Genomic DNA, 12,996 nt, shown 5'->3' with positions numbered 1-12,996 from the left:
ATTCCCATGACCAATACCACTGCCGCCGCCAAGCAACCGATCTTTGACGCGGGCGACGTCGGCGACCAGGCGCAGGGCTTCGTCACCGCCAGCTTCGCCTGGGTGCAAGCCTATTGGCTCCAGATCCTGATTGCATTCGGAATCGGCGCGGTGATCGTCGTCGCGCTCCACACCGCGCGCCGCTTCGGCAGCAAGCTCTGCGAGCGCCCGCGCGCGCTCAACGGCTGGGGCATCGTCGTCGGCAAGGCGATCGCGCGGACCGGCAATTTCTTCATCGTCATGCTCGCCGCCAAACTGGTCGCGGGATACTCCGCCGCCCCCGGTGAAGTCGCGACGACGATCAACTTCCTCTTCACCGTCGCCGCGGTGTTCCAGGCCGCCGTCTGGGTCCGCGAGATCATCCTCGGCGCGATCGAGCACCGTACGCAGTCCGAACATTATTCGGGTGAGGCTCTCCTCTCGGCGATGGGCCTGATCCGCCTGCTCGTCACCTTCGTCGTCTTTGCGGTCGCGCTGGTGGTGGTGCTCGACAATCTCGGCGTCAACGTCACCGGCCTCGTCGCGGGTCTGGGCGTCGGCGGCATCGCGATCGGCCTGGCGGCGCAGGGCATATTCGCCGACCTGTTCGCCGCGCTCGCGATCATCTTCGACCGCCCGTTCCGCCGCGGCGACTCGATCAGCTACGACACCGCCTCGGGCAGCGTCGAGGCGATCGGCCTCAAATCCACGCGCATCCGCGGCATCGACGGCGAGGAGCGCGTGATCTCGAACAAGAACCTCCTCAACAAGGAGATCCTCAACAACACGCAGCGCAACCATCGCCGCGCGAAGTTCGTCATCGGCGTCACCTATTCGACACCCCCCGAAGTCTGCTCGCGCATCCCCGCGATGCTGAAGGAAATCGTCGAGGCCAACGACAAGATCTTCACCCGCGCCGGCTTCACCGGGTTCGGCGCGTCGAGCCTCGATTTCGAGGTTCAGTTCGACAGCAAGGGGCCCGATTATACGAGCTTCTACGACGGTCGGACGGCGGTGGGGATCGCGATCCTGAAGCGGTTCAACGACGAGAAGATCGAGATCGCCTTCCCGACCCAGGTGAATATGATGGCCGCACCGGATGGCTCGGTTGTGATGCCGTATTCTGAGGGGCGACGGGCGGATGCAACGCCCGCCTGATTATCCACCCGGCTGTGCGACGCCTTCGCCTTCGGATGTGTACGCGCCGGTTAGGGGAGCCCTACCCTACCTTGTTCTCCCGCGAAGGCGGGAGCCCAGTCTGGGTCCCCGCCTTCGCGGGGAAACAATTCTGGACTAGCGTACCGCGAAGCTGCCGCTGTCAGACCAAGCTCGGCGTGACGAGCCCGCCGTCATACCCCGGCACCACCCCGGCGAAGGCCGGGGCCCAGTTGGTGAGGTCGCAGTAACTAAGCGCAACACTCATCAGCAACGTCCCCCACCTGGACCCCGGCCTCCGCCGGGGGGGGCGCTATGAAGCCGGAAAGGTACTCGGTGAGCCGTTCGGAGGCTGAGTTCCTATGAGCAGGAACTAAATCCCACCCTCATCCAACGACAGCAACGTCGCATTCCCGCCAGCACTTGTCGTATCCACGGAAACAGCCCGCTCCGCACAGAACCGATACAGATACCGCGGCCCGCCAGCCTTAGGCCCAGTCCCCGAAAGCCCCTCGCCCCCAAAAGGCTGAGACCCCACGACCGCCCCGATCATCGACCGGTTGATATACAAATTCCCCACCGCAGCCTCGGCCTCGATCACCTCGGCCGCCCGCGCGATACGGCTATGCAGGCCCATCGTCAGCCCATACCCCTTCGCATTCACCCGAGCGATCGTCTCGCTGAGCTTCCCCGCCTCCCACGTCGCGACATGCAATATCGGCCCGAACCACTCCTGGTTGAGGTCCTCGATCGCCCCGATCCGAACCAAAGTCGGCGGCACGAACAACCCATCCGCCGGCGCGTCGAGCGTCTTGACGATCTTCGCCTTCACGCTCTCGCGGTACGCCATCAGCCGGTCATACGCGGCCTGGTCGATCACCGGCCCGACGTCGGTCGCGGGATCGCCCGACCGCCCGATCCGCAGCGTCTCCATCGCTCCCGACAGCATCTCGATCACGCCGTCCGCGATATCCTCCTGCACCAGCAGCAAGCGCAACGCCGAGCAACGCTGCCCCGCCGACCGGAACGACGACGCGATCACGTCCGCCACCACCTGCTCGGGCAGCGCGGTGGAATCGACGATCATCGCGTTGATCCCGCCGGTCTCCGCGATCAGCGGCACGATCGGCCGCGTCTCGTCGTCGAGCAACGACCGCGCGATCTTCCGCGACGTCGCGGTCGAGCCGGTGAACGCGACACCCTGGATGCGCACGTCCGCCGTCAGCGCCGCGCCGACCTCCGGCCCGCCGGTCACGAGCACCAGCGCATCGACCGGCACGCCAGCCTCATGCGCAAGCTCAACCGCACGCGCCGCGATCCGCGGAGTCTGCGGCGCCGGCTTGGCGACCACGGTGTTGCCGGTGACCAGCGCCGCCACCGTCTGTCCGAGGAAGATCGCCAGCGGGAAGTTCCACGGCGCGATCGTCGCCCAGACACCGCGACCCTCGATATGCAGCGTGTTCCGCTCGCCCGTCGGTCCCGGCAGCTCGATCGGATGCAGGTTCAGCCGCGCCTGCTGCGCGTAATACCGACAGAAATCGGCGGCTTCCCGCACCTCGCCGATCGCATCGCCAATCGTCTTGAACGCCTCCTGCACGCAGATCGCCATGAGTTCGTCGCGATGCTTCTCGAGCAGGTCGGCAAGCCGTTCGAGGCACGCGGCGCGATCGTCGACCGGCGTGGTCGACCAACCGGGGAACGCCGCATGCGCCCGCGTAATGGCGGCCGCAACAGCATCCCCCTCCCGCAAGCGGGAGGGGTTAGGGGTGGGCACGCGCTCACCCCCGATGCTACCGTTTGCAGTAGAACGCCCAACGTCAGCCTCAGCATTTGCCGATAGCGCGAGCCCACCCCCGGCCCCTCCCGCATGCGGGAGGGGGGCATTAACCGCAGCAACCGTCGCCTCCAGCGTCCCCACATCACTCAAATCCAACCCGGCGGAATTCCGGTGCCCCCCGGCCCCGAACAAATCCACCGGCAACGGAATGCTGGGATGCCGCTTCCCTCCGACCGCAGCGATCTTCGCCACAGGATCCGCCAAGATCTCAGCCTCGGTCAGCCGCTCATCTGCCAACTGGTGCACGAAGCTCGAATTCGCCCCATTCTCCAACAACCGCCGCACGAGATACGCGAGCAGGTCCCGGTGCCCACCAACCGGCGCATAGACCCGGCAATGATAGCCGTTCTCCTGCACCAGCCGCTCGTACAGCCCGTCGCCCATCCCGTGCAGCCGCTGGAACTCGAAGTCGCGCGAGTTGCCCGCCCACTCCATGATCGTCGCGACCGTCAGCGCATTGTGACTCGCAAACGCTGGCCGGATATTCTCCGCCGCCAGCATGTCCTTCGCCACAGCCAGGTACGACACGTCGGTCGCTGCCTTGCGCGTGAACAGCGGATAGTCCGCCAGCCCCTCGACCTGCGTGCGCTTGATCTCGCTATCCCAATACGCGCCCTTCACTAGCCGCACGTTCATCACGCGGTCCAGCCCGTTCGCCCATTCGATCACCGGCCGCGCGCGCTTGCCATACGCCTGCACAGCCATCCCGAACCCGTCCCAGCCCTTCAGCGACGGGAGCCCCGCGACCGCGCCGATGATGTCCAGACTCATCTCCAGCCGTTCGGATTCCTCCGCGTCGACGGTCAGCGCGATGCCCTTCGACGCCGCCTGCACCGCCAGTGCCTCCAGCATCTCCGTCAGCGCGGGCACGCATTCGCTCCACCGCGCCACCTCATACCTCGGGTGCAGCGCCGACAGCTTGACCGAGATCGAGTGCCCCGCCGCCGGATCGCGCCCGACCGCATCGACCGCGCCGACATACGCCTGGAAGTATCGCTGCGCATCGGCATGCGTCCGCGCCGCCTCGCCGAGCATGTCGAAGCTCGCGGTGAAGCCCTTGTTCTCCGGCCGGCGCATCCGCTTCATCGCCTCGTCGATGGTACGACCCATCACGAAGATCTCGCCCATCATCTTCATCGCCGCGCCGACCGCCTGCCGCACGAACGGCTCGCCCGCGCGGCTGATCAGGCGCCGCAGCGGCCCGGTCGATCCCTCGCCGACCAGCACGCGGCCGACAACCAGCCCCCAGGTCGCCGAATTGACGAGCTTCGAATTCGACTTGCCCGCATGTGCGCGCCAATCGGCATCGCCCAATTTGTCCGCGATCAGCAGATCCGCCGTTTCCGGATCGGGCACGCGCAGGAACGCCTCGGCCAGCGACAGCAACGCGACGCCTTCCGACGAATTCAGCCGATATTCCTGGAGGAACTGGTTCACCCACCCCTTGCTCTGCGCCGCTCGCAGGTCCGCGAGCAGGCCCAGCGCATGCCCCATCACCCGCTCGCGCGAATCCGAATCGAGCGCGGCGCGGTCCAGCAACGGTTTTAGAACATCGGGTTCGCTCGCGCGGTACAGCTTCGCCATGATATCGCGGGCATGGGACGTTACGGCAGTCGACATTTTCCAGCTTCCGGTTGGGTGAGGCTTGCGATCCGCTCGCCTGTACGCCTAGAGACATTCCAGCGCTTAGCGCCAAATGAGCTTTGAGGGGAATGCCGTGGCGACGATCACCACCGCGCAGATGCAGCAGCGCATCGGCACCGAGACGGTTTCCGACTGGGTCGAGGTCACGCAAGACATGATCGACAAGTTCGCCGACGCGACCGGCGATCACCAGTTCATCCACATCGATCCGGTCCGCGCGGCACAGACCCCGTTCGGCGGGACGATCGCGCACGGCTTCCTGACGCTGTCGCTGATGCCGTTGCTGTCGTCGAAGGTGCCGGACGCGCCGCAGATCGAAGGCGCGAAGATGGGCGTGAACTACGGCGGCAACTCGGTCCGCTTCCTGACGCCGGTCCGGTCGGGCTCGAAAGTGCGCGGCCGCTTCAAGCTGCTGTCGTTCGACGAGAAGCGTCCCGGCCAGTGGCAGCAGACCAACGCGTTTTCCGTCGAGATCGAGGGCCAGGAAAAGCCCGCCCTGATCGCCGAATGGATCAGCCAGGTCTTCGTTTGAAACTTCTCCCCCTCCCGCATGCGGGAGGGGGCCGGGGGGTGGGCTGCCGCTCTCCGCAATCGTTTCGCTCGCTCATGCCGAGCGCCCACCCCCAGCCCCTCCCGCATGCGGGAGGGGAGTGAAGAAGAGGAATACCAATGCGTTCAGCCGTCATCGTCTCCACCGCCCGCACCCCCATCGGCCGCGCCTATCGTGGCGGCTTCAACAACACCCCCGCCCCCACTCTCGCCTCGCATTCGATCAAGGCCGCGGTCGAGCGTGCCGGCATCGACGGCGCCGAAGTCGACGACGTCGTCTTCGGCTGCGCGCTCCAGCAAGGCCACCAGGCCGGCAACATCGCCCGCACGTCGTTGCTGCGCGCCGGGCTCCCCGTCACCGTTTCGGGCATGTCGGTCGACCGTCAGTGCGCGTCCGGCCTTATGGCAATCGCCACCGCGGCCAAGCAGATCATCACCGATAACATGGACATCACGATCGGCGGCGGCGTCGAGAGCATCAGCCTCGTCCAGACCCCGCAGATGCGCGTCGCCCCCGATCCCCAGCTGATCGCGATGCACAAGGACGTCTACATGCCGATGCTGCAGACCGCCGAGGTCGTCGCCAAGCGCTACGGCATCAGCCGCGACGCGATGGATGCCTATGCACTCCAGTCGCAGCAGCGCACTGCCGCCGCGCAGGCCGCCGGCTATTTCGATGCGGAGATCGTGTCCGTCGACGCCAACATGGCGATCGTCAACAAGGAGACGAAGGAAGTCACGTACAAGGACGTGACGATCACCAAGGACGAGGGCAACCGCGCCGACACAACGCTGGAGGGGCTACAGTCGCTCAAGCCGGTGATGGGCCCCGACTTCACGATCACGGCCGGCAACGCCTCGCAGCTGTCGGACGGGTCGTCGTCCTCGGTACTGATGGAGGAGAAGATCGCGTCGCAGCGCGGTCTCCAGCCGCTCGGTCGCTATGTCGGCATGGCGGTCGGCGGCACCGAGCCCGACGAGATGGGCATCGGCCCGGTGGTGGCGATCCCCAAGCTGCTCAAGCGCTTCGGCCTCAAGATGGACGATATCGGCCTGTGGGAGCTGAACGAGGCATTCGCAGTGCAGGTCCTGTATTGCCGCGACCATCTCGGCATCCCCGACGAGCTGCTCAACGTCAGCGGCGGCGCGATCTCGATCGGCCACCCCTACGGCATGACCGGCGCCCGCGCGACCGGCCACGCGCTGATCGAAGGCAAGCGTCGCGGTGCCAAGTACGTCGTCGTCACGATGTGCGTCGGCGGCGGCATGGGCGCAGCCGGGTTGTTCGAAGTACTGTGACCTTGAAATCCACGCCGGTGTAGCGCATGTACTGTACCGGCGTTGCATACACCGCCTTTCTTGTCTGAGCCTCGGTCGTGCTAGCGGCCGGGGCTCAATACGTTTGGGACTCGACTGCTAGATCGAGCCCCTCCCGTACACCTAGCCTTTGCGTGACACTTCGATGATCTTCACGACTAATGTCGCGAAGGCGAAGAGCATGCCGAGGATGAGGCACAGATCGGCAAGTTGCATACACCTTACCTTTCTTGTTCGGCAGCAGAACTACTGCCATCGCTATCATGGCGCCCTCCACACGCTTTCACCAAGCGGCATCGCGTAACGGTACGCGCAACCAACCTCCGCCCCACCCGTTCTCAGTGGCAATCCAAGCCAATAGGAGAATGACGATGGCCGACAAGGATACCCCGCAGGAAGTCGCAGCGAAGTTCATCGGCAAGCTGAAGGCCAGCCCGTTCGTGATGATCGGCCTCAACGACGGCCAGCATTCCGAGCCGATGACCGCGCAGATCGACGACGATCAGCCCAACACGCTGTTCTTCTTCGCCGGCCGCGACAACCGTATCGCCAAGGGCGGCGCGGCGATGGCGCAGTTCGTCGGCAAGGGCCATGATTTCTTCGCGTGCATGGCCGGCGACGTCTCGACGTCGAACGACCGTACGCAGATCGACAAGCTCTGGAACAACCAGGTCGAGGCATGGTTTCCGGGCGGCAAGGAAGACCCCAACCTGACGCTGCTGCGCTTCGACATCGACAGCGCCGAGCTTTGGGAAACCGACATCTCGATCGGCGGCCGCCTCAAGATGCTGTTCGGCGGCACGATCCATTCGGACGAGTCGAGCAGCCACGCGGTGGTCAACTCGATCGCCTGAGCCGATTTTGGGCAGCCCGTACTGGGCTGCCCATTTTTCTTACCCGTTCGCGGTGATGAACTCTTCCACCACGGGCGCGATTTTGTCCCGCCAGCGCGAGCCGTTGAAGATGCCGTAATGACCGGCCCCTTCCGCCATCAGATAGCGCTTCTTCTCGTCGGGTAGCGCGGTTGCCAGCGTCAACGCCGCCTTGGTCTGCCCCAAGCCCGAGATATCGTCACGTTCGCCCTCGACCGCGAGCAGACCGATATCGGTAATCGCCGCCGGATCGACCAGCCGGCCGCGATGCGTCATGATCCCCCGCGGCAGCGCATGGTTCTGGAACACGGTGTCGATCGTCTGGAGATAGAATTCCGCGGTCATGTCGCAGACCGAGCGATATTCCTCGTAGAAATCCTGGCTCTGCGATGCACTTTCGCCATCGCCCTGCACAAGATGCTTATACATCTCCCAATGCGAGACCATGTGGTTGCCCAGATTCATCGACATGAATCCGGCAAGCTGGAGGAAGCCGGGATACACCTTCCGCCCCGCACCCGGATAATTGCCCGGCACGGTCGCGATGACGTTCTGCTCGAACCACGCATGCGGCCGCTCGGTCGCCAGCGTATTGACCGCAGTCGGCGCCTCGCGCGTATCGACGGGACCACCCATCATCGTCAGCGTCTTCGGACGACACGGGTTCTTGTCCGCGCTCATCAGCGCGACGGCCGCATAACACGGCACCGAGGGCTGGCAGACGGCCAGCATGTGCGTGCCCCCCTGCCCTTCGTTCGCGCCGATCGTCTCCAAATATTCGATCAGATAATCGATGTAATCATCGAGATCGAACCGCCCCGCCGACAGTGGTACGCTCCGCGCATCGCGCCAGTCGGTGATGTAGACGTCCGCGAACGGCAGCATCCGCTCGACCGTCCCGCGCAGCAATGTCGCGTAATGGCCGGACATCGGTGCGACGATCAGCAGCTTCGGACCGCCCTCAACGCCCTCGCGCACGAAGCGCTTCAACTGCCCGAAGTCCTTCCGCAGCACGATCTCCTCGCGCACCGCGACCTCGCGGCCGTCGATCGTCGTCGTGTCGAGACCAAAGGCAGGCTTCCCTCGCGTCGCATTCGCGTGTGCGAACACTTCGAGCGCCGACGCGACCACCGTGCCGCCGCCCAAATAGGCGAACGGGTTTGCCGGATTGTTGAGCATATCCGCGCCGAAGCTCGCCATCTTGCTGGCGCCGGCCATCATCGAACGTTGGAATTCATAGGCATCGTAGAGCATGCGGTATCCTCTCGCCTCATCGGGCTTTGCACGGTGGTAACGCAATTTTGCCGCAGTGCAACGCGCGATCGATCGCCGCTCCGTCCCGCGCGACCGGATCACCGCTCTCGGCGACGCCCGGTTCTCGTTGAGCGCCACCCCCGCCACTGCTAGGCACCGCGCATGGCCAAGCCGATACCCGAAGAGAAGACGTCCCGCCGGATCGGCGATCTCGCGATGGTGTGGCGTCACGCCTCCCAATATCCTCGCCAGATCGCGTTCGCGGGGCTCGCGCTGATGATGACGTCGGCGGCGACGATCGGCATTCCGTACGGGTTCAAGCGCGTCATCGACCGCGGCTTCGGCCCCGGCGCCGGCGGATCGGTCGCCAACTCGTTCCACTATTTGCTGATGATCGTCGTCGTGCTCGCGCTCGCGACCGCGGTGCGCTTCTATTACGTCTCGTGGCTAGGCGAGCGCGTCGTCGCGGACATCCGCACAAACGTGCAGCGCCACCTCCTCCGCCTGACGCCGCGCTTCTTCGAGGAGAACCGCCCCTCCGAAATCGCCTCGCGTCTCACTTCCGACACAGCGCTGATCGAACAGGTCGTCGGCAGCACGGTGTCGATAGCCCTGCGCAACACCTTTACCGGCATCGGCGGGCTGATCTACCTGTTGGCGATCTCGCCGAAGCTCGCGGGCATGCTGATGATCGGCATCCCGCTGATCATCCTGCCGATCGCCTTGCTCGGCAAGCGCGTGCGCAACTACTCCCGCACCTCGCAGGACCGCGTCGCCGATGTCGGCTCGATCGCCACCGAGACGCTGGGCGCGATGAAGGTCGTGCAGGCGTTCGGGCAGGAAGACCGTGAGGCCATCCGCTTCTCGGACGCGGTTGCCGCGACGTTTGCGGCGGCACGGGCGCGGATCATGCTCCGCGCGGTGATGACGGCAATCGTCATCGGCCTCGTCTTCGGGTCGATCACATTGGTCCTGTGGGAAGGTGCGATCGACGTCGCCGCCGGCCGCATCAGCGGTGGCGCGATCGCCGCGTTCGTCCTGACCGGAGGCATCGTCGCAGGCGCGTTCGGCGCGCTCACCGAAGTGTACGGCGACCTGTTGCGCGGCGCTGGCGCGGCGGGGCGCCTATCCGAACTGCTTCGGGAGAAGCCGGAGATCGCGGCGCCCGCCAACTCGGTCGCGCTGCCGCAACCGCCGCGTGGTGCGCTAGCGTTCGAGGGTGTGCAGTTCCACTACCCGACGCGCCGCGATGTCGCCGCGCTGAACGGCTTCTCGCTCGATGTGAAGCCGGGCGAGACGGTTGCCGTCGTCGGCCCCTCGGGCGCCGGCAAGACTACCCTCTTCCAGCTGGTCCAGCGCTTCTACGACCCCGACGCCGGCCGCGTGACGCTCGACGGGATCGACCTGCGCGATGCCGATCCGGCGGAGGTTCGCGCGCGCATAGCGATGGTGCCGCAGGAGACGATCATTTTCGGTGCGTCGGCGCGCGACAATCTTCGCTACGGGGATTGGTCGGCAACCGACGACCAGCTCTGGGCCGCCGCCGAAGCCGCCAACGCCGCCGAATTCCTGCGCAAACTACCCGAGGGCCTCGACACGTTCCTCGGCGAAGGCGGCGCACGGCTGTCGGGTGGCCAGCGCCAGCGCGTCACGATCGCCCGCGCGCTGCTCCGCGATGCGCCGATCCTGTTGCTCGACGAAGCGACGAGTGCGCTCGATGCCGAAAGCGAGCGGCTGGTGCAGGAGGCGCTCGAGCGACTGATGGCAAACCGTACGACTCTCGTCATCGCCCACCGCCTAGCCACGGTGCGCGCGGCGGAGCGGATCATCGTAATGAGCGACGGCCAGATCGTCGAGGAGGGCTCGCACGGATCGTTGATGACGAACAGCGGACTGTACGCGCGACTGGCGAGCTTGCAGTTCAACGAGGCGGCTTAGGGGCGGTCGCGGCTTGGCAGTTTCAAGTCGCGACAGTCGGCAATTTCTTCGTCGTTCCGAACTGGTTCCGTAGTCATGCCTAATGATTACCTTCCCGGCGAAGGCCGAGGTCCAGTTGGGAAACGTGGATGACGACGGCTGCGCTGCGTTACGACGGCCTCTCCACCTGGCCCCCGGCCTGTGCCGGGGAGGTGCCCTCGTTCGACCGGGACAAGCATCGAGGTGTCTCGGAGGCACGGTGCCGCGACATCGAGCAGGTTGAGGTCGCGGTGCGGTGGCACCCGATCCAGTCGGCCTATGGCGCTTTAGCAAGCGCACGTCGGCAGTTGTGCCGCGCGATGTGCGTCCTTGTTCTCCCGCGACGGCGGGAGTCCAGTCTCGATCTCCGCCTTCGCGGGGAAACAAATCTTAGTTGATCGAAAGGAATAGCCTCGAACCAGTCTGAGATGACGAAGAACTATCGGGTCTGCATGACCTGCAACCGCGTAAGCATCGAACCGCCTAGACCTTCTTCGCCCTGGGCTTTTTCGGCTTCGGCAAAGGCAGTTCCGCGGTCGAGATGCGGACGAGTTCGGCTAGCCATTCCGCATCGTCCCAACGGTCGGCGTCGACCAGCAGACACGGCTTCGCGCCCGGATATGGCGGTGCCTCGTCGATAGCGCCAGCGAACGCGCGACCGCCCGGCGTCAGCTTCACGAAAAGCTGATCGTCGCAGACCATCGCGACCATCCGGCCATCGCAGTAGACGCCGTACTCGCCGAACATCGGCCTGGCGGAGACATCGCCGGCGGCGGCGATCTGGTCGACGATGAACGCGACGGTCTTGGGATCGGATGCCATTCGGGGATCCTCGCAGAACCGCAAGGCAAAGGCGAGACGTACGTCATTCCCGGGTTCCACTTGCGATGCCCCGCCCACGCGGGCAAAACTACGGCGAAACAGGAGATGGACATGCGCGACTTCGACATCGTCATCTACGGCGCGACAGGGTTCACCGGGCGGCTCGTCGCGGAATATCTGACGCAGACCTATCCGACGAGCGTTCGGTGGGCGATGGCGGGCCGTTCGCTGGCGAAGCTGCAGGGGGTCCGCGACCTGGTCGGCGCGCCAGGCGATACGCCGCTGATCACCGCCGACTCCGACGACGCCGCCAGCCTGCGCGCGATGGCGGAGCGCGCGACGGTCGTCCTGTCGACGGTCGGACCGTACCAGCTCTACGGTTCCGCCCTCGTCGCGGCCTGCGCCGCGACCGGGACCGCCTATGTCGACCTGTGCGGCGAGCCCGCGTGGATGCGCCACATGATCGACGCGCACGAAGGCGAAGCGACGCGCACCGGCGCGCGGATCGTGTTCTCGTGCGGGTTCGACTCCATCCCGTTCGATCTCGGCGTGCTGACCTTGCAGGAGGCGGCAAAGGCGAAATACGGCGCGCCCGCGCCACGCGTGAAGGGCCGCGTGCGAACAATGCAGGGGACGTTCTCGGGTGGCACCGCAGCCAGCCTCAAGGCGACTCTCGCCGCCGCCGCGCGCGATCCCGGCATCGTCAAGCTGCTGACCAGCCCCTTCGCGCTGACGCCGGGCTTCAGCGGACCGCACCAGCCGACCGGGCTGATCCCCGAATACGACACGACCATCTCGGCCTGGGTCGCGCCGTTCGTGATGGCACCGATCAACACCAAGAACGTCCACCGCACCAATTTCCTGCTAGGCGAGCCGTATGGCGCGGACTTCGTCTACGACGAGATGATGGTCGCGGGACTGGGCGATCTCGGCAAGGTGGCGGCCGAGGCGATCGCCAAGTTCAATCCGTTCTCGGGCGACAAGGGGCCGAAGCCCGGCGAAGGCCCGTCGAAGGAAGAGCGCGACGCCGGCCATTACGACCTGTTGTTCGCCGGGATCATGCCCGATGGCACGCGGATCGACACGGTGGTCACCGGCGACCGCGATCCCGGCTACGGCTCGACCAGCAAGATGATCGCGGAGGCGGCGTTGTGCCTCGTGCAGGACGTCGAAGGCGATGGCGGGATCTGGACGCCCGGCGCGCTGATGGGGGCGAAACTGCGCGATCGGCTGGTGGCGAAGGCGGGGCTCACCTTCACGGTCGGTTGATCAGCCGCGAAAGAACCACGTTGCGATCCAGGCAATCAGGATCGAGACGACGATAGCGACTGGAACGACAAAGCGGCGGCGTCGCTCGATCGCGGCGTAGTGCGCGTCGAGATCGTAGTAGAAGTTGCCGGGTGCGGTTGGACGGACGATTCCGCGGGTACGTAGGCGATCGAAGTCCGCTTGCTCCCCTGGATCGCGAGGCAGGAAGGCGATGGCATCGTCGGGTCCGATCGCATGCCGCGCGAGAAAGAGCGCAGGCACGACCCCGCGGATTCGGTGCGGTCGTAATTCCATCGGCATGCC

At 65.6% G+C, this 12,996-nt stretch carries 10 protein-coding genes; 6 read left to right on the top strand and 4 right to left on the bottom strand.

Annotated features, from left to right (window positions below):
• The first annotated feature begins 6 nt into the window (after positions 1-6).
• Complete coding sequence (locus tag AC1MH0_RS16135) at positions 7-1,176, top strand: mechanosensitive ion channel family protein (RefSeq protein WP_480963596.1); 1,170 nt, start codon at positions 7-9, stop codon at positions 1,174-1,176.
• 370 nt (positions 1,177-1,546) lie between these two features.
• On the opposite strand, the gene putA is transcribed toward AC1MH0_RS16135, so the two are convergent.
• Positions 1,547-4,594: a bifunctional proline dehydrogenase/L-glutamate gamma-semialdehyde dehydrogenase PutA gene (putA, locus tag AC1MH0_RS16130; RefSeq protein ID WP_480965770.1), complete on the bottom strand. Its 3,048-nt coding sequence runs from the start codon at positions 4,592-4,594 to the stop codon at positions 1,547-1,549.
• A gap of 157 nt (positions 4,595-4,751) precedes the next feature.
• On the opposite strand from putA, the gene AC1MH0_RS16125 reads away from it, so the two are divergent.
• The 3 genes from AC1MH0_RS16125 to AC1MH0_RS16115 all read left to right on the top strand — a co-directional run bounded on the left by AC1MH0_RS16125 (position 4,752) and on the right by AC1MH0_RS16115 (position 7,374).
• Positions 4,752-5,186, top strand: a complete 435-nt coding sequence (locus AC1MH0_RS16125; protein ID WP_480965769.1) for a MaoC family dehydratase — start codon at positions 4,752-4,754, stop codon at positions 5,184-5,186.
• 137 nt (positions 5,187-5,323) lie between these two features.
• Positions 5,324-6,502, top strand: coding sequence for an acetyl-CoA C-acyltransferase (locus tag AC1MH0_RS16120; protein ID WP_480963595.1), 1,179 nt, complete (start codon positions 5,324-5,326; stop codon positions 6,500-6,502).
• A 389-nt stretch (positions 6,503-6,891) separates the two neighbouring features.
• Positions 6,892-7,374, top strand: a complete 483-nt coding sequence (locus AC1MH0_RS16115) for a pyridoxamine 5'-phosphate oxidase family protein (protein WP_480963594.1) — start codon at positions 6,892-6,894, stop codon at positions 7,372-7,374.
• A 39-nt stretch (positions 7,375-7,413) separates the two neighbouring features.
• Here AC1MH0_RS16115 and AC1MH0_RS16110 read toward each other — a convergent pair whose 3' ends face one another.
• Positions 7,414-8,646 (bottom strand): polyhydroxyalkanoate depolymerase, encoded by a 1,233-nt coding sequence (locus tag AC1MH0_RS16110; RefSeq protein WP_480963593.1) that lies wholly within the window; start codon positions 8,644-8,646, stop codon positions 7,414-7,416.
• A gap of 162 nt (positions 8,647-8,808) precedes the next feature.
• Here AC1MH0_RS16110 and AC1MH0_RS16105 point away from each other — a divergent pair, with 162 nt between their 5' ends.
• Positions 8,809-10,584, top strand: a complete 1,776-nt coding sequence (locus tag AC1MH0_RS16105; protein ID WP_480963592.1) for an ABC transporter transmembrane domain-containing protein — start codon at positions 8,809-8,811, stop codon at positions 10,582-10,584.
• A gap of 501 nt (positions 10,585-11,085) precedes the next feature.
• On the opposite strand, the gene AC1MH0_RS16100 is transcribed toward AC1MH0_RS16105, so the two are convergent.
• Positions 11,086-11,424 carry a TfoX/Sxy family protein gene (locus AC1MH0_RS16100; RefSeq protein ID WP_480963591.1) on the bottom strand — a complete coding sequence of 113 codons (339 nt, stop codon included), beginning with the start codon at positions 11,422-11,424 and terminating at the stop codon, positions 11,086-11,088.
• A gap of 111 nt (positions 11,425-11,535) precedes the next feature.
• On the opposite strand from AC1MH0_RS16100, the gene AC1MH0_RS16095 reads away from it, so the two are divergent.
• Positions 11,536-12,693 (top strand): saccharopine dehydrogenase family protein, encoded by a 1,158-nt coding sequence (locus tag AC1MH0_RS16095; protein WP_480963590.1) that lies wholly within the window; start codon positions 11,536-11,538, stop codon positions 12,691-12,693.
• Here AC1MH0_RS16095 and AC1MH0_RS16090 read toward each other — a convergent pair whose 3' ends face one another.
• Positions 12,694-12,954, bottom strand: coding sequence for a hypothetical protein (locus tag AC1MH0_RS16090; protein ID WP_480963589.1), 261 nt, complete (start codon positions 12,952-12,954; stop codon positions 12,694-12,696). It abuts the gene before it with no gap.
• Between the last annotated feature and the right edge of the window lie 42 nt (positions 12,955-12,996).

The sequence above is a fragment of the Sphingomonas sp. AP28 genome (assembly GCF_056680455.1).
The sequence above is the reverse complement of the archived record's forward strand: the minus strand, read 5'-3'. Positions and strand labels throughout refer to the sequence as shown.

Coding starts and splice junctions, on each gene's coding strand:
- AC1MH0_RS16135 (WP_480963596.1), top strand. CDS start 7: ATGACCAATACCACTGCCGCCGCCAAGCAACCGATCTTTGACGCGGGC.
- putA (WP_480965770.1), bottom strand. CDS start 4,594: ATGGCGAAGCTGTACCGCGCGAGCGAACCCGATGTTCTAAAACCGTTG.
- AC1MH0_RS16125 (WP_480965769.1), top strand. CDS start 4,752: ATGCAGCAGCGCATCGGCACCGAGACGGTTTCCGACTGGGTCGAGGTC.
- AC1MH0_RS16120 (WP_480963595.1), top strand. CDS start 5,324: ATGCGTTCAGCCGTCATCGTCTCCACCGCCCGCACCCCCATCGGCCGC.
- AC1MH0_RS16115 (WP_480963594.1), top strand. CDS start 6,892: ATGGCCGACAAGGATACCCCGCAGGAAGTCGCAGCGAAGTTCATCGGC.
- AC1MH0_RS16110 (WP_480963593.1), bottom strand. CDS start 8,646: ATGCTCTACGATGCCTATGAATTCCAACGTTCGATGATGGCCGGCGCC.
- AC1MH0_RS16105 (WP_480963592.1), top strand. CDS start 8,809: ATGGCCAAGCCGATACCCGAAGAGAAGACGTCCCGCCGGATCGGCGAT.
- AC1MH0_RS16100 (WP_480963591.1), bottom strand. CDS start 11,424: ATGGCATCCGATCCCAAGACCGTCGCGTTCATCGTCGACCAGATCGCC.
- AC1MH0_RS16095 (WP_480963590.1), top strand. CDS start 11,536: ATGCGCGACTTCGACATCGTCATCTACGGCGCGACAGGGTTCACCGGG.